This window comes from Marinobacter sp. UBA2688 (genome assembly GCF_002352785.1).
In the GTDB taxonomy this organism is placed as follows: Bacteria; Pseudomonadota; Gammaproteobacteria; order Pseudomonadales; family Oleiphilaceae; genus Marinobacter; species Marinobacter salarius.
In genome coordinates this window covers 1-21,123 of record NZ_DELU01000024.1, presented here as the reverse complement: position 1 = coordinate 21,123, position 21,123 = coordinate 1, and the positions used below count along the sequence as shown (strand labels likewise).

The 21,123-nt window shown below is 56.1% G+C and carries 16 protein-coding genes; 3 read left to right on the top strand and 13 right to left on the bottom strand.

Going from position 1 to position 21,123, the window contains the following annotated elements; translation table 11 throughout:
- Positions 1–674: 674 nt before the first annotated feature.
- Positions 675–2,039, bottom strand: coding sequence for a KamA family radical SAM protein (locus B3M52_RS13230; RefSeq protein WP_041333809.1), 1,365 nt, complete (start codon positions 2,037–2,039; stop codon positions 675–677).
- Positions 2,040–2,558: 519 nt separating this feature from the next.
- On the opposite strand from B3M52_RS13230, the gene aceE reads away from it, so the two are divergent.
- The 3 genes from aceE (at position 2,559) to B3M52_RS13215 (ending at position 8,492) form a co-directional block, all read left to right on the top strand.
- Positions 2,559–5,237 carry a pyruvate dehydrogenase (acetyl-transferring), homodimeric type gene (gene aceE, locus B3M52_RS13225; RefSeq protein ID WP_286749673.1) on the top strand — a complete coding sequence of 893 codons (2,679 nt, stop codon included), beginning with the start codon at positions 2,559–2,561 and terminating at the stop codon, positions 5,235–5,237.
- Positions 5,238–5,247: 10 nt separating this feature from the next.
- Positions 5,248–6,933: a dihydrolipoyllysine-residue acetyltransferase gene (gene aceF / locus B3M52_RS13220; protein WP_041333811.1), complete on the top strand. Its 1,686-nt coding sequence runs from the start codon at positions 5,248–5,250 to the stop codon at positions 6,931–6,933.
- Between the two features lie 302 nt (positions 6,934–7,235).
- Positions 7,236–8,492, top strand: a complete 1,257-nt coding sequence (locus B3M52_RS13215; protein WP_091644257.1) for an NADH:flavin oxidoreductase/NADH oxidase family protein — start codon at positions 7,236–7,238, stop codon at positions 8,490–8,492.
- Here the strand turns inward: B3M52_RS13215 and B3M52_RS13210 are convergent.
- From B3M52_RS13210 to B3M52_RS13155, 12 genes are all read right to left on the bottom strand, one after another.
- Entirely contained in the window at positions 8,475–9,419 is a 945-nt protein-coding gene (locus B3M52_RS13210; protein ID WP_041333813.1) for a biotin-dependent carboxyltransferase family protein, read from the bottom strand. The two genes, B3M52_RS13215 and B3M52_RS13210, sit on opposite strands and share 18 nt — an antisense overlap.
- On the bottom strand, positions 9,409–10,101 hold the full coding sequence (pxpB, locus tag B3M52_RS13205) for a 5-oxoprolinase subunit PxpB (RefSeq protein WP_286749672.1): 693 nt from the start codon (positions 10,099–10,101) through the stop codon (positions 9,409–9,411). Before pxpB ends, B3M52_RS13210 begins: the two co-directional genes overlap by 11 nt.
- Positions 10,098–10,832, bottom strand: coding sequence for a 5-oxoprolinase subunit PxpA (locus B3M52_RS13200; RefSeq protein ID WP_286749671.1), 735 nt, complete (start codon positions 10,830–10,832; stop codon positions 10,098–10,100). Before B3M52_RS13200 ends, pxpB begins: the two co-directional genes overlap by 4 nt.
- 30 nt (positions 10,833–10,862) lie before the next feature.
- Positions 10,863–12,170, bottom strand: coding sequence for a TRAP transporter large permease (locus B3M52_RS13195; RefSeq protein WP_286749670.1), 1,308 nt, complete (start codon positions 12,168–12,170; stop codon positions 10,863–10,865).
- The gene (locus B3M52_RS13190) at positions 12,170–12,688 is read right to left on the bottom strand and encodes a TRAP transporter small permease (protein ID WP_127401882.1); all 519 of its coding nucleotides are present in this window, start codon (positions 12,686–12,688) and stop codon (positions 12,170–12,172) included. The genes B3M52_RS13195 and B3M52_RS13190 overlap by 1 nt, the downstream gene beginning before the upstream one ends.
- A gap of 66 nt (positions 12,689–12,754) precedes the next feature.
- On the bottom strand, positions 12,755–13,720 hold the full coding sequence (locus B3M52_RS13185) for a TRAP transporter substrate-binding protein (RefSeq protein ID WP_286749669.1): 966 nt from the start codon (positions 13,718–13,720) through the stop codon (positions 12,755–12,757).
- Between the two features lie 53 nt (positions 13,721–13,773).
- The gene (locus tag B3M52_RS13180; RefSeq protein ID WP_286749668.1) at positions 13,774–14,589 is read right to left on the bottom strand and encodes a putative hydro-lyase; all 816 of its coding nucleotides are present in this window, start codon (positions 14,587–14,589) and stop codon (positions 13,774–13,776) included.
- An 80-nt stretch (positions 14,590–14,669) separates the two neighbouring features.
- Positions 14,670–15,587 carry a LysR family transcriptional regulator gene (locus tag B3M52_RS13175; protein ID WP_286749667.1) on the bottom strand — a complete coding sequence of 306 codons (918 nt, stop codon included), beginning with the start codon at positions 15,585–15,587 and terminating at the stop codon, positions 14,670–14,672.
- Between the two features lie 313 nt (positions 15,588–15,900).
- Positions 15,901–17,256: a hypothetical protein gene (locus B3M52_RS13170; protein ID WP_075194342.1), complete on the bottom strand. Its 1,356-nt coding sequence runs from the start codon at positions 17,254–17,256 to the stop codon at positions 15,901–15,903.
- A gap of 314 nt (positions 17,257–17,570) precedes the next feature.
- Positions 17,571–18,926 (bottom strand): hypothetical protein, encoded by a 1,356-nt coding sequence (locus B3M52_RS13165; RefSeq protein ID WP_286749666.1) that lies wholly within the window; start codon positions 18,924–18,926, stop codon positions 17,571–17,573.
- Between the two features lie 86 nt (positions 18,927–19,012).
- On the bottom strand, positions 19,013–20,431 hold the full coding sequence (locus B3M52_RS13160; protein ID WP_286749665.1) for a hypothetical protein: 1,419 nt from the start codon (positions 20,429–20,431) through the stop codon (positions 19,013–19,015).
- A gap of 392 nt (positions 20,432–20,823) precedes the next feature.
- Positions 20,824–21,123 (bottom strand): porin (locus B3M52_RS13155; RefSeq protein WP_286749663.1); only part of this gene is annotated, 300 nt, incomplete at its 5' end.

Sequence of the window (21,123 nt, the reverse complement as noted above, 5' to 3'; positions counted from 1 at the left end):
GTGCGCCAGGCATGGCGCGTAGCGCCTTGACGGGCGCTGTTCCGGTCAGGTGGTGCTGGCCGGATGACTTGGGGGTGCAAGTCCCCTGTGGGCCCGGCAAGGGGAACCACTAGCCGGACGGCAAGGGTGTCCACCGCGAGGTGGAATCTGAAGGAAGCCGCAGGCAAAGCACTGGCCCGACGAACAGAAATCGCATTAGGCGGTCGCACCGGGTGAGACGGCCAATATCGTCAAAGCCCGATACTTGCACGGAAGGTGCGGACGTAGATGCGGCGGGTATAAGTGTGAAGGTCACGCGTCTTACCCTGGGATCTCTGGTGGTCTGCCGCTGGGCTACTCACCTCGTGAGGGGTGGGGATGGGCCGCCAGAACTCAGCAGAGGCCATAGTAGGTGCGTTACCGCGTACTGAAGGGCTGAACCCACTATGAGTGGATAGTCGGATCTTATCTCTGATTAGAGCTTGCAGATGCCTCAAGCGAGGGCTCGCAACAAACGTGGACGAGGCGGAACCTCGAAGACAGTTGCAGTGCAAATCACTCTGACAGGCGGGAGATCAACGGAACGCAGCTCGCCCAGCAATGGGAGGTGGGAACCGCCGTGGTACGGAACCGTATGCCCGGTGGTGTGAGAGGACGGGGGAGGTGACTCCCCCTCCTACTCGATTGGGGCCGGGTTAACCGTTGCCCTTCTTCATCTGCTCATACTCATCCTCAAAGAAGAACTTCTCTTCCCCAAGGGCCGGTTCCAGCTCATGCAGCCAGGTGGCTGTTTCGCTGTACTTGGCAAAGAACGGGCGCTGCACCCAGTCCGGGTTGCGGGCCTGGATGAACCGGAGCACGAACACTTTCTCGCCGTTGATCTCGGTGATGCCCTGTACCTCAACCTTGCCGGGGCCAGCGCTCATTGACGGGCCGCGGGCGGTGCGAGCCAGGCCTGAAACCTGCTTGATGGCTTCGCGGTAGATATTGAACGCTTCTACCAAAGGCACTTCGAAGTAGTTCTTGGCTCCGGTGTCCCGCTCCACAAACATGTAGTAAGGGATGATGCCCAGCTGTACTTCCTTGTCCCACAGTTTTGCCCAGTCGTCGGCATTGTCGTTCACATGCTTGATCAGTGGGCCCTGGGCGCGGATTTCAGCGCCGGTGGCACGCAGGCGGCGGATGGCTTCTTCCGCGATATCGGTGGTGATTTCCTGCCAATGGTTGTAGTGCGCCATGATGGCCACGTGCTTGCCGGCATCCACAAGGCGGGCAAACAGATCAATCAGTTCGTCTGCATCCTTGTCGGTCACAAAACGGTATGGCCAGAAGGTCAGGGCCTTGGTGCCGATGCGAATGGTCTGGATGTGATCAAACTCCGGCTGCAGAAGAGGCTCCAGGTACTGGACCAAATTCTTGGTTTTCATCACCATGGGGTCGCCACCGGTGACCAGCAGGTCACTGACTTCGGTATGCTCCTGCAAGTAGCCGTGAAGCTTTTCTGCTTCGGTGCTGGCCATCTTCAGGTCCTTGTCGCCCACGAACTGAGCCCAGCGGAAGCAGAAGGTACAGTAGGAGTGGCAGGTCTGGCCCTGGGCCGGGAAGAACAGAACGGTTTCACGGTATTTGTGCTGAACGCCGTCCAGGACTTCGCCGTTCAGTTCCGGCATGTTCATTTCCATCTGGCCGGCCGGGTGCGGGTTCAGCTCGTCGCGAATTTCTTTCGCCACTGCCTGGATTTCTTTCTTCTCCGCGCCCTCACGATGCATCTTTGCCATGCGCTCGTAATGCTCGTCCTTCAGCATGCCCTTCTGGGGAAACACCAACTGGTAAAGTGGGTCGTTCGGCACCTTGTTCCAGTCAATCAGCTCATTGATCACGTATTCGTTAACGCGGAAGGGGAGTACGCTGGCTACCACCTTCATTTCAAACAGGGTCTCTTCAGGGAGATTCTGGATAACGTCAATCTTATCGAGCTGGCGGTCTGTGTAGACCTTGAAGCGCCGCTCTTCGAACTCGGCGGTTGGAATCCGGTTCGGGAACGTGACGATGGAGTTCATAGATCGCCCTCTTTGGTTGTGAGCCATATTCTGGAGGGGTGGAGATTGCCACCACTCCGCTGGTCAAAAAACGGGCAGGCGAGTATACATAAATCTAAAAGTATTTTCAGGTCTAATCAAATTGGTAGGAAACCTACGACCTTGGTCTGAATATGCTTGTTTGGGAGAGAAAAAGGCGCCATTCTTACGTAAGTAACCGAAATAGTCCGACAGGCAATGGTGAATTTTCCTCAAAAATTGAATTTTTATACCGAAATGTAGTAAAAATACTACTTAATCGTCGGTGTGGTTTGTGCCGGTGTGTGAGTGATACCTGAATTCGCTGACCAAAAGCCAAGTGACTCAAGGGCGCTTCACGCAGTAAAACTGGCGATCGTGTTCTATGCTTGTTCAAAGTAACGGGCAGGCAGATACCCATAATAAAACGCTCTGCATTCCATCGCAGCTTATCGATATTGCAAGGCGCTCAGCCGCTGATCGTGGCGCGCTCTGCACTTTTTAATGCCAAGGGGAGGTTTGATGTACCAGGACGATGATCCCATAGAGACCAGTGAATGGCTGGATGCGCTGGAGTCTCTGATCGAACAGGAGGGCGTTGATCGCGCCAAGTACATTCTCGAAAGGCTCTCCGAACGAGCCAGCCGCGACGGCACTGAGTTGCCTTATTCCATCACGACGCCCTTCCGCAATTCCATTCCGGTGACCCAGGAAGCCCGGATGCCGGGCGACCTGTTCATGGAGCGCCGTATTCGTTCGTTGATCCGCTGGAACGCCATGGCCATGGTACTGCGGGCCAATCAGCGCCCGGGTGATCTGGGCGGGCACGTGTCATCCTTCTCCTCGGCGGCGACATTGTATGATGTTGGCTTCAACTACTTCTTCCACGGCGGGGATGAGAAGCGCGAATCGGATCTGGTGTATTTCCAGGGTCACTCCTCACCAGGTATTTACGCCCGCTCCTACCTGGAAGGGCGTTTTAACGAAGATCAGTTGGACAAATACCGGGAAGAGGTGGACGGTGAAGGCCTGTCTTCCTACCCCCACCCCTGGCTGATGCCGGATTACTGGCAGTTCCCAACGGTGTCCATGGGCCTTGGGCCGATCCAGGCCATCTATCAGGCTCACGTGATGAAGTATCTGCACAGTCGTGAGCTGATCGACATGGGCGACCGCAAGGTCTGGTGCTTTGTCGGGGATGGCGAGTGCGACGAGCCCGAAACCCTGGGTTCCATCTCTGTGGCTGGCCGCGAAAACCTGAGCAACCTGATCTTTGTCGTTAACTGTAACCTGCAGCGCCTCGACGGCCCTGTGCGTGGTAACGGCAAGATTATCCAGGAACTGGAAGGCGTATTCCGGGGAGCTGGCTGGAACGTACTGAAAGTGGTCTGGGGCCGCATGTGGGATCCGCTGTTCGAGAAGGATCAGGACGGCCTGATGCAGCGCGTCATGGACGAAGCCGTTGACGGCGACCTGCAGAACTTCAAGAGCAACGGCCCGGCCTATACCCGTAAGCACTTCTTCGGCAAATACCCGGAGTTGTCCAAGATGGTGGATAACCTCACCGACGAGGACATCAACAAGCTTAACCGCGGCGGCCATGATCCTTACAAGGTCTATGCGGCCTATCATCACGCTATCCATAACAACGGTGGACGGCCGACGGTGATTCTGGCCCATACCATCAAAGGTTATGGCTTTGGTAACGCCGGCGAAGCGCAGAACACAGCGCACTCGCTCAAAAAACTCGATATCGAGCAACTGAAAGCCTTCCGTGACCGCTTTGCGGTGCCGCTGAAGGACGAAGAGCTCAAGGACGTGCCCTATTACCGGCCGGCGCCGGACAGCCCGGAAATCGTTTACATGAACAAGCGCCGGCAGGAACTGGGCGGTTTCTATCCCAAGCGCCGTAAGGACTGTCAGCCACTGCAGACGCCGCCGCTGGGCACCTTCAAGAACTTGCTGGAAGGCTCCAATGGTCGTGAAATCTCTACGACCATGGCATTCGTGCGACTGCTGACGGCTCTGACCAAGGATAAGCGCATCGGTAAACGGGTGGTTCCGATCGTACCGGACGAGGCCCGTACCTTTGGTATGGAGGGTATGTTCCGTCAGTTGGGTATCTACACCTCTGAAGGCCAGAAGTATGTGCCGGAAGACCGTGACCAGATCATGTACTACAAGGAAGACAAGAAAGGTCAGGTGCTTGAGGAAGGGATCAACGAAGACGGTTCCATGGCGGCCTGGATGGCAGCAGCGACCTCCTACAGCACCAACAACTTCCCGCTGATACCGTTCTACATCTTCTACTCCATGTTCGGTTTCCAGCGCGTGGGCGACCTGGCCTGGGCGTCGGGTGACATTCAGGCCCGCGGTTTCCTGGTGGGTGGCACCGCCGGGCGAACAACGCTGAACGGTGAAGGCCTGCAGCACCAGGACGGCCACAGCCACATCCTGGCCCAGACCATTCCCAGCTGTAAGGCCTATGACCCGGCTTACGGTTACGAAATGGCCGTGGTGGTCCAGCATGGCATCAAGGAGATGTTTGAAGACAATCAGAACGTCTTCTACTACCTGACCATTGAAAACGAAAACTACGAGCAGCCCGCCATGCCGGAAGGCAAGGACGGCAAGAAAGTGGAAGAGGGCATCATCAAGGGTATGTACCTGCTGGATTCCGTTGAAACCAAAGGTCGTAAGAAAACCCCACGGGTTCAGCTGATGGGCTCCGGTGCCATCCTTAACGAGGTGCGTGCGGCTGCGGAACTGCTGAAAGAAGACTTTGGTGTTGCCTCTGATATCTGGAGCGTGACCAGCTTCAACGAACTGGCCCGTGACGGCCTGCACATCGAGCGCTGGAATCGCCTGCACCCGGACGATACGCCCAAGAAGTCGTACATCACCCAATGCCTGGAGAAGCAGCAGGGGCCGGTGGTGTCGTCCACCGACTACATCAAGCTGTTGTCTGAACAGGTGCGGGCGTACATTCCGAAAACCTACCTGACCCTGGGCACCGATGGTTTCGGCCGCAGTGATACCCGCGAGAAATTGCGGAGTCACTTCGAGGTGGATCGTTACTATGTGGCGGTGACCGCGCTGGCAGCCCTGGCAAGGGATGGCGAAGTCAAAAACGACGTGGTTCTCGAGGCTATGCGCAAGTACGGAATCGATCGCAACAAAACGAACCCGGTGCTGAGCTAAGGAGACCGCCATGAGTGAACAGGAAATCAAGGTTCCGGATCTCGGCGGTGCAGACGAGGTCGAGGTTATCGAAGTGCTCGTCAGTAAGGGAGATTCGGTTGAGGAAGAAGATCCGATACTGACGGTGGAGTCCGATAAAGCATCGGTAGAACTGCCGTCACCGGGTGCCGGAAAAATTACCAAGATCACCGTCAAAGTGGGTGACAAGGTCAAGGAAGGCGATGTCGTTGGCATGATGGAAGTCAGTGGCGACACTGGTGGCTCGGATGACGACAAGGATTCTGGCGAAGACGCCAAGTCCGATGAGAAAGACGAGGCGGAAGCCAAGTCGGACGACAAAGAAGCCAAGTCTGAAGAGAAAAAGCCGGCACCGAAGAAATCCGGCGGTTCCCGAAAGGAAACCGTGAAGGTGCCCGCGCTGGACGGCTTCGACAATGTGCCGGTGATCGAGATCAACGTCAGCGAAGGTGATGAGGTTGAGGCGGACGATGCACTGGTGACCGTGGAGTCCGACAAGGCCACCATGGAGATTCCGTCTCCCTATGCCGGCAAGATCGGCAAGATTCTGGTGTCCGAGGGCGACAAGATCTCCGAAGGTCTCGATCTGGTTGAAATGACCATCGTGGAAGAGGGTGGCGACGAAGGCGAAGAGGACGCGTCGTCCGAGGCGTCTGAGTCTTCCAGCAAGGAAAAGCAGGAAGGTGAGCCTGAATCGAAAAGCAAGCCTTCCGATCCCAAGCCGGAGCAGCCCTCGGCAACCTACGAGCCACCGGCGCCGGGTGCCAAGGTTCATGCTGGACCGGCGGTGCGCAAGCTGGCCCGTGAATTCGGCGCGGATCTGACTCGCATCAAGGGTTCCGGCCCGAAGAGTCGCATCCTGAAAGACGATGTCCAGGCCTACGTGAAAAGCCAATTGCAGCAGACGCAGCAAGGCAGCACCGTGGCTGGCGGCGGTGGCGCCGGCATTCCTGGCGTGAAACTGCCGGACTTCAGTCAGTTTGGTGAGATTGAGCGCGAATCCATGTCACGCATGATGTTTGCTACGGCGAACAATATGCAGCGTAGCTGGCTGAACGTGCCCCACGTCACCCAGTTCGAGGACGCGGATATCACCGACATGGAAGACTTCCGCAAGGCCCAGAAGGCGGCCGGCGAGAAGAAAGGTGTGAAGATGACACCGCTTCCGTTCCTGCTAAAAGCCTGCGCCACGGCGCTGGCGGAGTTGCCGCAGTTCAATGTGTCGCTGGATATGGACCGCAAGGAAGTGATCCGCAAGCAGTACATTCACATTGGGATTGCGGTGGACACGCCTCACGGGCTGATGGTGCCGGTGATCAAGGATGTCGACAAGAAGGGGCTCTGGGAGCTCGCGGAGGAAAGCGCGGACCTGGCCCAGAAGGCGCGGGACAAGCAGCTTAAGCCGACCGAGATGCAGGGTGCCTGCTTTACCATCACCAGCCTGGGTGGTATCGGTGGCACGGCGTTCACGCCGATCGTGAATACGCCGGAGGTGGCGATTCTTGGTGTCTCAAAGGCGGCGATGAAGCCGGTCTGGGATGGCAAAGATTTCCAGCCGCGGCTGATGCTGCCATTGTCGCTGTCCTACGACCACCGCGCGGTGAACGGGGCTGATGCGGCCCGGTTTACCTCGGTGTTGAGTCAGTTGTTGGGGGATATTCGGTCCCTGCTTCTTTAAGGCTGGCAGTTCTGTTCCGTGGCCTTCGGGCTGCGGAGCGGTCGCGAGGCCGGTCAGGTTATTCAGAACACGCCCGTGGATACGTCCCTGTAGGGCTCGGTCGCGCCATCCCTGGCGCTCCCCGGTTCTGAATAACCTGACCGGCCTCGCTTGTTTTGGCTTTGTGGATATCTCCTGTTTTCATACTGACTTGTATGTCACCGCAATTGGTGCGGCATTCCGGCCAATGCAGCCATTCTGTTTACTCGCCATGATCGGCCCTCGTCCTTGGAAAATTCCAGGCATCCTACGGAGACCGATCAATGAACCCTGCCGAACTGCTTTCCCAGCCGCTAGCCCTGAAAAACGGGGCGGTGATACCCAATCGATTTGCCAAATCGGCCATGAGCGAAACCCTTGGAACCATGGATAACCGTGTGACGCGGGATCTGCCACGGCTTTATGGCACTTGGGCGGATGGCGGGATCGGGTTGTCGATCACCGGGAATGTGATGATTGATCGGCGACATATTGGTGAGCCAGGGAATGTGGTGCTGGAGGATGAGCGGGATCTGGACCTGTTGCGAGAATGGGCGAGGGCTGGTTCACGCAACGGGTGCCAGCTGTGGATGCAGCTCAACCATCCCGGTAAGCAGAGCCCGAAAATGCTGAACAAGGCGCCGGTGTCGCCCAGTGCGGTTCCGTTCCGCAAGGAGTTGCAGGCCATGTTTGCGACGCCCCGGGCGCTGGAGGTGTCGGAGATTGAGGAGATTATCCAGCGGTTCGCCAGCAGTGCAGCGATTGCAGAGAAGGCGGGCTTTTCCGGGGTGCAGATTCACGGCGCGCACGGCTATCTGGTGAGTCAGTTTTTGTCGCCACACCATAACGTTCGGGAGGATGAGTGGGGCGGTAGTCCCGAGAATCGGATGCGGTTTGTGGTGGAGGTGTACAAAGCCATCCGCGCGGCGACCGGCGGGCAGTTCAGTGTGGGCATCAAGCTGAATTCGGCGGATTTCCAGCGGGGTGGTTTTACCGAGGAAGAGTCGTTAAAGGTTATCGAGACCCTGACGGAGCTCGGCATTGATCTGGTGGAGATTTCCGGTGGCAATTACGAAAACCCGGCGATGGCGAAAGGTGCCAAGGGTGTGAATGGCGCGAAGGCCAGCACCGTCGCCCGGGAGGCGTATTTCCTGGAATTTGCGGAGAAGGTGCGCAAGCGGGTGGACGTGCCGTTGATGGTAACCGGTGGTTTCCGCACCGAGTCAGGCATGGCGGAAGCTGTGGCATCGCGGGCTACAGATCTGGTGGGCCTGGCGCGGCCACTGGCGGTGGAGCCGGACTTCCCGAGACGCATTATGGCAGGGCAGGCATTTACCAGTTCCGTGAAACCCATTCGCACCGGCATTCGCTTGATTGATGAGATGGCGCTGATGGAAGTGAGCTGGTACACCCGGCAACTCGGACGCATGGGTAAGGGTAAGGCACCAAAGAAGCACGACCGGGGTGTGCTGTCTTTGATGGAGGTGCTGGCGGTGATGACGTCGCGGGGCGTGCGTACCCGGCTACGGGCCGGCGAGTGATGGTTTGAAGGTTTCCAGCTTGTGGTTGAAAATCGCGCGTTGGGCTTCGGCCTCTGCGACGTCCGCAAGGTAAAAACGGATCCGTGTCCCGGGCCCACGCTGCGCCAGTTGGCCAGCATCCAGGGCGCTCAGGCAGCCTATTTTTGGGTAGCCGCCGATGGTTTGCCGGTCTTTCATCAGGACGATCGGCTGGCCGTCACTGGGCACCTGAATGGCGCCATAGGCAATGCCTTCGGAGATGATGCCGTCCAGCTCAGAGTGTATAGGGTCGCCGGTTAACCGATAGCCCATGCGATCGATTCGCTGGCTGACCTCGTAACAGCCCGTGAAAAATTTCATACGCTCACCAGCAGAAAAGTGCGCGTATTGGTAGCTGGGTATCACACCGATGTGGAGGTCCTGGTTATAGTCTGGAATTTCCCCGGCTGGCAGGCTTGCCATGGTCTTTGGATGGCTGCGGTCAAACCCGATGCAGTCGCCTTTGGCCAGCTTTTGCCCGCGTCCATCCAGTCCTCCAAGGCCTTCGCGCACGACGGTGGCGCAGCTACCCAGTTTCACGGTGGGCTTCAGTCCCCCGGCGACGGCAAGGTAGGCCCTTAGTCCGGCCACCGGCATGCCGAATTCGATACGGTCTCCCCGGTGGATTTGATAGGTATGCCAGGGTGCTGCCGCCTCTCCATTGATCTGCGCTCCGAGGTCCGCACCCGTGAGCGCGATGCAGGTATCCTCATGGGCCAGCAGGCTCAGTTTTCCAATATTGATCTCGATCTGCGCCGCCTCCGGTGGATTGGCGAGCAGGCGATTGGCCCAACGAAAGGCATGCTCGTCCATGGGGCCGCCGGTGGTCACGCCAATGTGCTGATAGCCGTACCGGCCAGGGTCCTGCAATAAGGCCAGCATGCCGCCATCCAGAACTTCAAAACTCATCGAGGCTGCCTCCCAGGTCCAGATATTCCTGGCGGTCAATCGACCGGAACCGCACCCTATCCCCTACTGATACCAGCGCCAGGGAATCGCTGTCCCAATCGATCATTTTTTGAGGCGTGCGACCGACTATCTGCCACCCGCCCGGCGTGGCGCTGGGATAGATGGCGGTCTGCGAGCCGGCAATACCAACGCTCCCGGTGGGTATTTTCTGTCGGGGCGTGGCTTTGCGGGGCAGGGCAATTCGCTGGTCGGTAATGCCGAGGTAAGCGAACCCCGGGCTGAATCCAATGGCGTAAACGCGGTAGGTCTGCTCACTGTGGATGCGCACCACTTCGTTCCGGCTCAGGCCTGAATAGTCACACACCTCGTCCAGGTCCAGGCCTACTTCGGCGCCGTAGTAGACCGGCAACTCGATGGTGCTGGAAGCGCTTTCATCCGGCGCCTCCTGTTCGCCCTCGCTCAATGCCTTGCGCAGCCGGGACGCGATGCCGAAGCGGTCGGTCCTGTCGGCGTCATAGCACACCAGCACGGAGGTATACGAAGGCACCAGGTCAATCACCAGGTCCGACAGGTTCTGGCGAATGGCCTCCGTGGCCCACTTGACCTGGCCGGCGATGTCATCGCTGATACGGTCACCAAAGTAGACGATGCACGTACTTTCGTTGACGGCTTCAATGATCATAGCGACTCGACGACCTGCCGCATGTGCCTGGCCGCTTCTACAGCATGCTGGCTGTCGCCATGAATGCAGAGGGTGTCGGCCTTTATCGGGATACGTTTGCCGGAGATCGACGTGACGCTGCCTTCGGTGATGATCTGTGTTACCTGCCTTTCTATGGCTTCCCGCGTGTCGTGAACCGCGTTCTTCACCGAGCGTTTAACCAGTCGGCCTTCGTCGCTGTACGCACGGTCGGAAAACGCCTCGAACCACACATCGATGCCCACGTCGGCGGCCAGTGCCAGAACCTCGTCGGCATCGGGTGTTGCCATGACCACCAGGGGGCAGTGGGGCGCATAGTTGCTTACTGCAGCCATCACCGCTGTCAGGGTTGTGCGGTCTACTGCCATTTTGTTGTAGAGCGCGCCGTGGGGTTTGATGTATTCGATGGCTGTGCCGTGGGTGCGGCAGATGCCGTCCAGCGCAGCGATCTGATACACCAGCAGGGCCTGGAGTTCCTCGGGTGCAAACTCCATGTCACGCCGGCCGAAGCCCAACAGATCCGGATAGCCGGGGTGCGCGCCGATGGCGACCTTCTCGACAATCGCGGTTCTGACGGTGCGGTCCATGGTCAGCGGGTCTGAGGCATGGAAGCCGCAGGCAATATTGGCCATATCAATGTAGGGCATGACCTCGGCATCCATGCCCTTGGTCCAGCTACCGAAGCTCTCGCCCATATCGCAGTTGAGTTTCATTGGTTGTCTCCAGAAACAAGTGAATGTGCGCTAGCCTCGGCTCATGGTTTGAGGGAGGTAGGTGACAATTTCCGGGAACCAGCCGATCAGAAACAGCGCCGCCATGATCAGCAGGAAAAAGGGGAGCGCAGCTCGGGCAACGTAGAGGATGTCTTTCCCGGTCAATGCCTGGATCACGAACAGGTTAAAACCCACCGGCGGTGTGATTTGTGCCATCTCAACCACCAGAACAATAAAAATGCCAAACCAGAGCATGTCGATGCCGGCCTGCTGGACCATGGGCATGACCACGGCGACGGTAAGAACCACCACGGAAATGCCATCCAGGAAACAGCCCAGTAGAACGAAGAGGGCAGTCAGGCAGACAAGCAGTTCGAAAGAAGAGAGCGACATGCTGCCAATCCATTCCGCCAACTCTCTTGGAATGCCGAGAAAGCCCATGGACAAGGTGAGAAAATGCGCGCCCACCAGAATCAGGCCAATCATGCAGGAGCTCTTGACCGCGCCCAGCAGGCTTGCCTTGAAACTGTCGGCGTTCAGGGAACCGGTGACAGCCGCCAGCAACAGGGCACCAAAAACGCCGAGGGCGGCAGCCTCAGTGGGTGTGGTAAAGCCGGCATAGATCGAGCCAAGCACAAATACGATCAGGCCCACGATGGGAAGCAGCATTCGCAGTGCCTTGATCTTGGCTGAGAACGAGATGTGCTCTTTCTTATGCTTGGGCATCTCATCCTTGTTCAATGTCGCCCACACCATGGTGTACCCCATAAACATGACCACCAGCATGAGGCCAGGAAGGGCGCCGGCGATAAACAGACGGCCGATGGACACTTCGGCCGCCACGCCGTAAACGATCAGAATAATAGACGGTGGTATCAGCAGCCCAAGGGTGCCGGAACCGGCAAGGGTACCGACAGCCATGCGGTCGCTGTAACCCTGAGCCTTGAGCTCGGGTAGGGTCATGCGGCCAATGGTGGCCGCCGTGGCGGCCGACGAGCCGGACACCGCCGCGAATATACCGCAGCTGAGAATGTTTACGTGCAGCAGCTTGCCCGGTAAACCACCCATCCAGGGTGACAGTCCCTTAAACAGGTCCTCGGACAAGCGAGTACGGAACAAAACCTCGCCCATCCAGATGAACATCGGCAGTGCGGTCAGAGACCAGCCGGTGCTTGCGCCCCAGCTGGAGGTTGCGAACAGAAGGCCGATCTGGTCGTTGCCGGACAACAATAGCCCGAGGACGCCAATGCCGACCAAGGTCAGTGATACCCATACGCCAAGCGCGAGCATCAATATCATGGAGGCAGCGAGGGCGATGGAGAGCAGCGTGGTATCCATCAGATTTCCTCCAGATTGACGTCACTTTCGTGTTGTTGGTAGGAAGGCACACGTTTACGCAGCACCGCGATGAGGTCGTCCAGGATCGCGATGGTAAGCGCTAACGTGCCCAGCCCTACCGGGATCTGAGGAATCCAGATCGGAATGGGAATGTAGCCGTGTGAGACCTCCTCGAAAACGTAGGACTCCCAAACCATGTGCCAGCAATAGAACGTCATGAAGCACGCAAGGCCGAGGCCAAGTATGAGTACCGCCAGTTCCTGAACGAACCGCGCCCGGGCCGACCACTTCTGGATAACCAGGGTCACCCTGATATGGCCACCTTCATGGAAGGTGTAGGCAAGCCCGAAAAACGTAGAAGCAGCGAGAGCGTACCCGGACACATTTTCAGCGGAAGGGATGATGAAGCCGAACAGGCGGCCAACAATCTGCACCAGAATCACGACCATGATCAGTGCAATGCAGAACCCCGCTGCGTAACCAGATGCCAGGTAAAACTTGTCTCGAAGGGTGCTCATGGAAGACGCCTCCCAAGGCGGCTTTCCCTCTGGAATACCAGGGGAAAGCGTCTTGTGAATGGACCGTTAACGGTAGTTCTGCAGAATAGCGCCGACTTCCTTCGGAGCTTCTTCTTCCCATTCCTGGATCATGATGTCGCCGATCTTCTGGAATTCCTGCATCAACTGCTCTGACGGCTCAGACACTGTGATGCCATTCTCAGCCAGCGTTGCGGTGTCTTCGGCAGCGGTCACTCGCACGCCTTCCCAGCCTTTGGCTTCAGCGGTCGCTGCGGCGTCAAGAATGACCTGACGCTGTTCATCGCTCAGGCGGCGGAATGCGCGTTTATTGACGACGACAACGTTCTTGGGAATCCAGGCTTTGATGTCAGTGTAGTGAGAGAGGTAATCCCAGGCCTGGCCGTTGGCGCCGGTGGATGGAGAGGTAATCATCGCGTCAATGATGCCAGTACTGAATGCCTGGGGGATCTCAGGTACCTGAACGGTGGTTGGGGTGGTGTTCATGAGATCAGCCAGCCGTGAAGTGGACGGGCTGTAAGCGCGCATCTTCAGACCTTCCAGGTCGCTCATGGTGTTGACCGGAGCCTTTGTATAGAGGCTCTGGGCGGGCCATGGCACCGTGTAAAGCAGCTTCATGCCCTCTTTGTCGAGTTGTTTTTCCACCTCGGGTTTCGCGGCTTCCCAGAGCCGTTTTGCATCCTCAAAGCTGGTTGCCAGAAACGGAATGTTGTCGTGTTTGAACACCGGATGGGTGTTACCCATGATGCCGATGAAGATTTCCCCCAGCTGAACCTGCCCTGTGCGGACGGCCCGCGGGATTTCCGGATGTTTGACCAGTGAGGCGCCGGAGTGGACGGTGATGGCTATGTCGCCGTTGGTGCCTGCCTTGATGTCTTCAGCGAACTCATAGGCGATTTTGGTTGGCAGGTTCGCATCGCCGTAGGGCGTCGGCATGTGCCATTGGGCTGCGTTGACTGCGGTGGTGAAGAAAAACCCTGCCATCAGGGTGGCTGTCGCAAGTTGTTTGAACATATCGATTCTCCCGTTCTTTTGTTGTTGTTGCTTTGGTCATCAATTGGCAGTTGCTACAGCACCGCCAGTTCTTCGTTGAGCCGCTCGGTGAGCAGCATTTTTCCCGGTACGTGAGTGATCGCGATCGGGGGGCGTGCATTCTCCAGGGCGACCTGCGGTGTCACGCCGCAGGCCCAGAAGACGGGTATCTCGTCACCGCCGATGGTGACGGCGTCGCCAAAATCCGGAGCGTGGATATCGTTGATTCCGATCAGGGCCGGATCCCCGATGTGCACCGGCGCCCCGTGCGCTTTGGGTAGCCGGGTGGTGATCTGAATCGCCCGGATGGCATCGGCAGCTTTGAACGGCCGCATGGATACCACCATGTCGCCGTGGAACCGGCCGGCCGATTGGGTGGCAATGTTCGAGCGATACATGGATACGTTCTGTCCCTGCTCGACGTTCCTGATGGACAGGCCGGCACGGACCAGCGCATCTTCGAACGAGAAGGAGCAGCCGAGTACGAACGTCACGAAATCGTTGCGCCACACATCGCGAATGTCAGTGGCAGTCTCAGCCCGTTCACCGTTGCGGAAGATCTGGTACTCGGGGATGTCGGTTCGGATGTCCAGATCACGCCCAAGGCCCGGCAGCATGGGGTCACCGGTCTGGGAGACGCCAATCAGGGGGCAGGCGACAGGATTGTTCTGGCAAAACAGAAGAAAATCGTTTGCCCAGTCGGCCGGCAGGATGACGACATTGCCTTGAACCAGGCTCTGTGCCTTGCCGCTGGTGGTTCCGGTATGGGTACCGGAACGTATGTGTGCGCGTAGCTCAGATACCTGGTCAAGCAGGCCTGTTTTGAAGTCTGAATAATCGCCGGTCTGCATCTCGGCTACCCCTGATTGAATTTGTTATGTGGTTATGGATCAGGTTATTCCTATTGGCGAAAAAGTCTAATTATGGTTTTTTACGTTTGGTGATAAGTTTTCGTGATGTCCGGTTCCACGTACTGTTTCGAAACGTTGACCGCCAGGTTGGCGGCCAGTTCGGCTATCGGATTAAACGGCACGCTGGGGTACGAGGCTGTGAACGCCAGTTGTGATGGTGTCCAGGCGGCATCCAGAGTGATCAGGCGCCCGCTTTTCAGGCCGTCAGATATCACGCTCATTGGTAGTGCCGACACACCAATGCCATCCAGCGTCAGCCGGCGACATGCTGCCAGTGAACTGGATGAATAGAAGCGTGCTGGCAGTTCGTCCAGTTCGCTGAATTTCTGGCTGATTTCGGCAAACGGCTTGGTGTTTCTGGCGTAGGTAATGATGGGCCACTGGGCCAGTTCCTCGAGCTCCAGTTTTCGGTCTGGCAGTTTCAGCGAGGGACTTGCGACCCAGATCAGGGGAAAGCTGCACAGGTCCAGGTTTTCAATTTTAGGTTCGGAAACTGGACCCATCAGGAAAGCGAGATCGAAGGTTCGGTCCATCAGGCCGGTGCGGAGGTTCCCGGTGACGTCGACGGTGATCTCCACGTCCAGGTTTGGTGTGTTTTCATTCAGCTTGCGGAAAAAGTACGGCAGCCAGGAATGGACAATGGTTTCCGAAACGCCAAGTCTCAGGATGCCGGACAGCAGAGCTACCCTGTCTGCTCGTTTGCGAAGCTGCTGCGACATGGAGACGATTTTTTCGGCATAGGGCAACAGCTCCTGCCCCCTGGTCGTCAGCATGGTGCGGCCGGAATCCCGCTCAAAGAGCTGAACGCCCAGTTCCTCTTCAAGCGCCGCTATTCGGTTGGATATTGCGGGTTGCGTGGTGTTTTGCCGCTCCGCCGCCTTGCGAAAGCTCCCGAGGGTAGCTACCCAGATAAAAGTTTCCAGACGTTTAAAGTTCATGGGCGTTCTTTGTGGGGTAAAGGATACCGTGTCAACCAGTTCTGAATGAAGAGTGTGAATACATACTGGAAGCTTAGCTCAGGCTAGCTAAAGATATAGAAAAGATTGTGGGTCGCCTGAAAGTGACCTTCGAAGGCCTACCCGGCAATACAAGGTCTCGCCGGACTTATTACGACCGCTTGGGGATGTGGGGTAAGTCAACTACGTAGTGGGAGGGACGCTTACGCTGGATATCAATCCCTGGCGCGCCAGAGAAATAACGGCCGGGCTACTGCCCGGCCGTTATAGCAAGGATCATGAGATTACACGATCATCAGTAGCTAATGTTGACCATAGCGACAACCTTATAGGTGTCCTCAGGGTTGTCTCCGTAAAAGTCTCCCATGAAGCCATAGGATCCACGAAGGCTGAGGTCATACACGCCGGCGAATTTTTTGCCGAACTGGGCAGCGACTTCAGTGCCGAGGCTCGAGCCGTTAGCCTGAGTGGCGCTGTCGGGCGCGTCGTCGGCAACCCGGAAGTAACCGGTGCCGTACTTCAGGTAGTAGTCGTTAGAAAGCTTCTGATCACCCGAGACCATTAGCCCCATCAGACCGTATCCCTGGTAAGCTGCATCGTAAACTGACTTAGCCCCCTGAGAACCATTGTTGTAGTAGTAGTCTGTTCCGAAGATTTGCAGATTACTGCTATTCAGCTCCCAGCCTGACTGGTTTGCAGCGAAGCGATCTGCACCATTGCTGCTGTCGTCAGCCGGAATGTAGATGCCGTGAATCTTGAGGCTCGCGTTGCCCCAGTGTCTCTGGGCGTACAGGTTCAACATGTAGGTGTCGCCATCTGTTGCGTCAGAGTCGAGCCCGGACGACTTTTTGTAAAGTACCGAGCCGCTATAGGCCATTTGGTCATAGGTATAGTCGGCGTAGGCACCGAGATAGTTGTCATCCGTTCGAGCCGCCGTACCATTCAGAGCAACCTGACTGCTGTTGCTGATCTGGGCTCCGGTGAGGCCGTAGTGGAAAACCTCGCTGGGGTGAAGCTCGGCGCTCACCGTGTAGAAGTCCACGTCGTCTGCGGAATCTCTATCGTTTTCTTCCCACTTGAACCAGCCACCTGTCAGCGTGGCCATGCCAACATTGCCCGCAAAGGAAATGCCATTCATGTCGTCGTTGGTGACGAAACTCTCGTACTTGCCGAAGCCATAGCCCTGGATGCCCGCCCGTACCTTCCAGTCGCTGTTTGGCACCTTCAGTTCAGCGTAAGCATTTTTGGTTTCAACGCCAACGCCATCGGCGCTGAGCTTGCCGCAATTGTCACCCTGGCAGCTCCCCGTCTCACCCCACGGAGAATCGAACTCACCGTACCAGACTACAGTCACGTTATCGTTGAGGTCGCCGCTGATCTTTGCGCGCAGGCGCTGATCTACAAAGGCACTGCTGTTGTCGTTGGTCTCGTCCAGGCTCTGCGACGTGGCCTGAAGGCGGTAATAACCGTTCACTGTGAAGGGCGAATCGCCATTCTTAAGTTTCTCCATTTCTGCTGTCAGTTGATTTATTTCAACCTTCAGGTCTTCTACAGTCGGTGACGCACGTCCGACCGGCTCTGCGGCCAAAGCCGGCGTTGTTGCTACAGCCATTGCCAGCGGAGCGGCGAGTGTTCTCAGCTTATTGCGCATGTGCACATTCCCTTTTAGTCTTTTTGTCAAGTCATTTATTTTTTTCGAGCCACAACATAGTTGTTTTTCTTACAAAAAAGACATTAGATTACTGTCCGTCGAATTGCAACATTTTGTCTGTTAGACTTTTGGTTACCAGTCGCCGTGTGCGGAAACCATGCAGGTGCGGCGGCTCTCCGGGCATTTGTGCCCCAGCAAAGCCCGGTGAAGATAGGAAAGCGCGCGTTTTTTGGCCCCATCTGTGTCAGTGCGAGCCGTGTGTTGAGGGTGTCTTCAGGGTAGGCAATGGATGGCATCGCCGGGCTCTGAGCCTGTCAATATATGTATATTTTTCTTGCGCCCTGGTTATCACTTTCTTCATTAGTTAATACGAGTAATCGAAACGCTCCCCTATTTTTCACATATGAAAAATCAATAATAAAAGAGCTTATTTCATGCATGGGTGAAATCGAAAACCCGGATTCGGGCGTATCACTGTCCCAGCTTGCTTTGATTAACGAATCTGGTCCTGAAGCGGATGTTAAGCCAGAAAGCCCAGGCCTTCTTTTTCTGAGATAGGTTACAACCGATCCATTGTTCACAACCGCTTTCCTGGGAATGGACAGATGTTCTTCGTTAACGGAAAAGGCGTAATCGGGTGATGTAATGATTTTCCTGTCCTTCAGGCGTTTCGTTAGTCTTGGCGAGGATACCTTGCCGAGCCCGAGTTGTGGCGAAGACTTCCAGCTTGAGTTCCGCAATTCAAGATTGGCTTCATTTACTATGATTGAGGTAGCGTTGTCGATAGGGAAGTAGGAAAAAATCATGTTTCCAGCATCGGCCGAGACAACGGAGTCATTTCGAGCATTGGTCTGTTTCCCGGAAGTAACTGCTATTTTTCCAATGTCACCTTGCAGCAACTCGTATCGTTGGGTGTGCAGTTGATTATTGATAAACCGTAACGCCACATTCTCGGCTTTTTCGGATTCTTCCTGCAGCGTTTGCCCCGAGATTTCAAAAAGCTGAGAGTAGATCTTTGTGTATTGTCCCTTGCCTGAAATATCCCGGTCCTGACCCCATACTACGGCAACCTCCGGGTTCGGATCTGAGTCTGACTGGCCAACTGACAAGAAAATGGCTTTCGAATTTTTGATGCCTGATGTCAGTTCATCAATTCTTTTAACCCTGCCGCCATCGAAGAGTCCCAGTACCAATGCCGAATCTGACAGGAAAACCAGTTGACTGTCTTTCTGGCTGGGCCGAGGCAGCGCCTCAATCATTTTAGGGCTGAAATCTTCCGGCAGTGGGAGAATACTCGGAGTGTAGGCTTCGGCCCGTATTTCACCCCCGTCCTGATTGGCTTTGTCAATCAGGACGGAAAGAAAGTATTTTTGAGAATCGGTGGACTTTATAGAGAGTGCAGTCTTATCTCTGACCTGGAGAACCTCAAGAGTCAGGCCTTCATCGATGGGTCCGGAACTGCCAAACTTTACATCGAATCCCTTGACGGTGAGGCGCCCCAGCAGTGCGAGAAACTCTTTATCGGTGTTCAGGCCCTCAATATTCGATACCACCCTGATGCTCTTCTCTCCTGTCCACTCCGACAGCGAATCCAATGGTACATCGTAGCCTTGGGCCTGAGCATTGGATGCGGCAAAAAAAATCAGGAAGATCACGAAAAACAGCTTCATAAAATCTATGCCCCCTTAAAAAAGTTGAGGCCCCGGTTACCGGCGCCTCAACTTGATTGCTTCCAGTCGTCATTTATCAACCGGGCTCAGTAATTCCAGTTCAGCTCGAGCATTGCAACATAGGCCGCATCGTCTGCGCCGGTGGCATCCTCAACGCCCTTGCCGGGCAGGAAACTGGAGAGTACCAGCCTTGGAGCAAAGTACTGGTTAGCCTGGTACTTTACAGCCACATCAAGTTCGGTGCCGGCATAACTGTCCACCGATCCGCTGGCGGTGCTGAGCGTTTCAAGGCCGCCCGTTTGCTGGAACCACATGGGAAAAACCTGTGCCTGATATGACAGCTTGGGCGAGATCGACGCTAAATTTCCCGAACTGCCAACAGAGAGCATGATCTGGCCTGGGTTGTTACCAGTACCGGCATTGGAAATACCACCATACCCAGCGCCACCAGGACCAGCCTGGTCAAGGGCGAGGCCGAAGAGGCCCGATGCTATCGCTTGGTTAGAGTTCGGCTGCCATCCCAAGAACTGGCCATCAATACCGATCAGGGGCGAGAATCTACCGATGTCGGTGATGCCCAGCCAGCCCTCTACATCATTATCGGTAGGATCGTCATCCCCACTTGCTACGCGTAGTGCTACAAAGGGGTTGAAGGATTCACTAACCGGGTACTCAAGGCCCGCGTAACCGGCATAGGCACTGATGTCATCGCCATTGTCGAAACTACCGGTCACGCCCAGCACCTCGGCCCGTACCTTTATGGCGCCAATATTTCCGATGTATTCGACACCGTAATAGGTTGCCTTTGCACCTTGCTGCTGGTTGTCGCTGTATGTCAGGATCGGGGAGATACGACTACCTTTTCCCAGATCAAAATCAAACTTTGAAGCAAACACGTCCCAGTCCAGTTCACCGTTAGCAGGGTTTGCTCCAGGAGCCTGGAGGTTGGAAATCAGCCCATCTGTAATCGGCATCCAGAAAACATCGTAGCTACCGAACGAGGTCTTGCCGGTGGCGCCGAACAAGGGGTGGTCGTCGCCATATAGAAGGCCGCCTGAGGCCATGTCCAGATTCTTGAAAGTCCAGCCACCCTGAAGTGTAAAGGCCGGATCGAAGGTGTAAGTGAAGAAGGCCTGCTCCAAGCCAAATCTCTCGCCTCGGTATGCGCGATCGACCGAATTGGCATCAAGGGCAAAGTCATTCTCGAGAAGCAGTTTACCCGTCCAGTTATCGCCAGTCGCCACCACTCCAAGCCTGACCTCAGCCCTGACGTGCTCATCTCCAACCTGAACAGCGCCAGCAGAAGTGCCGGTAGCGCCATCGTCGACGCTGCTGTCCAGATCGAAATTAGAAAAATAGGTTGGTTGAAACTTGCCTTGGGTAAGTATATCCAGCTTGACTCCTGAAGCTGTCGGGACCTCCACCGCTAAGGCAGCAGGTATGCCGTTTGCGGCTATCAGCGCCCCCAAAAATCCCTGACTGATTCGCTTTTGTATTGTTTTCATCAATCCTCCAACGTCTCTAAAACGAGATTGTCGTTATTGCAGCCCAAAAACAATAAGGCTGTGTTCTATTTAGCAGAAAAGCCTGAAATCGGCAAGTTTACGGCACGGCAAAATGTGTCTGGCAGTGTTGCACTAAAACAAATTTACAGATGCTGGCAGTCGGCGCCCGAAAGCCGGCTGGCAGGGGTGCGGGGCAGGCATTAAAAAAACAGGGCAGGCCAGTGCCTGCCCTGAAAATCAGAGCACGTCATTAATGATCGACTTGACTCGACTCGGGTAAAGCGTATCAAGCCAACCTTAACCAGAGCTGAATTTTCCGATTATTTTTTAATGGTGATGTTTTCTGCATCGGTTTTCAGCCAGATATAAATTTGATCGGGGATCCCGTGCGGTCAAAATGCGTATTGCAACCTTGCGCGAACTTCATCTCCGCTCGCGCCATTGGCTTCTTCGCCATCCATGTAGCTCATACCCAGTCGAACATTCTTGTTGGCGTAATAGTTAACGCCCAGTGTTGTTTGCTCGCCGTCGGTCGTGGTCAGCCCCACGTCACTGTATTTTCCGTCACCATCTTCAAAGCGGGCAACAACTTCCCAGGCCCCTTTGGGCGATGCCGGTTTTACCCGCTTGAATGCTCCGGCTTTGTAAGGACGGCTTTCGCCGGTGATGATCCAGCCAAGCTGTACGTAATA

Bases quoted from the DNA above. Each gene is read 5' to 3' on its own strand.
- B3M52_RS13230 (WP_041333809.1), bottom strand. From the start codon at position 2,039: ATGAACTCCATCGTCACGTTCCCGAACCGGATTCCAACCGCCGAGTTC.
- aceE (WP_286749673.1), top strand. From the start codon at position 2,559: ATGTACCAGGACGATGATCCCATAGAGACCAGTGAATGGCTGGATGCG.
- aceF (WP_041333811.1), top strand. From the start codon at position 5,248: ATGAGTGAACAGGAAATCAAGGTTCCGGATCTCGGCGGTGCAGACGAG.
- B3M52_RS13215 (WP_091644257.1), top strand. From the start codon at position 7,236: ATGAACCCTGCCGAACTGCTTTCCCAGCCGCTAGCCCTGAAAAACGGG.
- B3M52_RS13210 (WP_041333813.1), bottom strand. From the start codon at position 9,419: ATGAGTTTTGAAGTTCTGGATGGCGGCATGCTGGCCTTATTGCAGGAC.
- pxpB (WP_286749672.1), bottom strand. From the start codon at position 10,101: ATGATCATTGAAGCCGTCAACGAAAGTACGTGCATCGTCTACTTTGGT.
- B3M52_RS13200 (WP_286749671.1), bottom strand. From the start codon at position 10,832: ATGAAACTCAACTGCGATATGGGCGAGAGCTTCGGTAGCTGGACCAAG.
- B3M52_RS13195 (WP_286749670.1), bottom strand. From the start codon at position 12,170: ATGGATACCACGCTGCTCTCCATCGCCCTCGCTGCCTCCATGATATTG.
- B3M52_RS13190 (WP_127401882.1), bottom strand. From the start codon at position 12,688: ATGAGCACCCTTCGAGACAAGTTTTACCTGGCATCTGGTTACGCAGCG.
- B3M52_RS13185 (WP_286749669.1), bottom strand. From the start codon at position 13,720: ATGTTCAAACAACTTGCGACAGCCACCCTGATGGCAGGGTTTTTCTTC.
- B3M52_RS13180 (WP_286749668.1), bottom strand. From the start codon at position 14,589: ATGCAGACCGGCGATTATTCAGACTTCAAAACAGGCCTGCTTGACCAG.
- B3M52_RS13175 (WP_286749667.1), bottom strand. From the start codon at position 15,587: ATGAACTTTAAACGTCTGGAAACTTTTATCTGGGTAGCTACCCTCGGG.
- B3M52_RS13170 (WP_075194342.1), bottom strand. From the start codon at position 17,256: ATGCGCAATAAGCTGAGAACACTCGCCGCTCCGCTGGCAATGGCTGTA.
- B3M52_RS13165 (WP_286749666.1), bottom strand. From the start codon at position 18,926: ATGAAGCTGTTTTTCGTGATCTTCCTGATTTTTTTTGCCGCATCCAAT.
- B3M52_RS13160 (WP_286749665.1), bottom strand. From the start codon at position 20,431: ATGAAAACAATACAAAAGCGAATCAGTCAGGGATTTTTGGGGGCGCTG.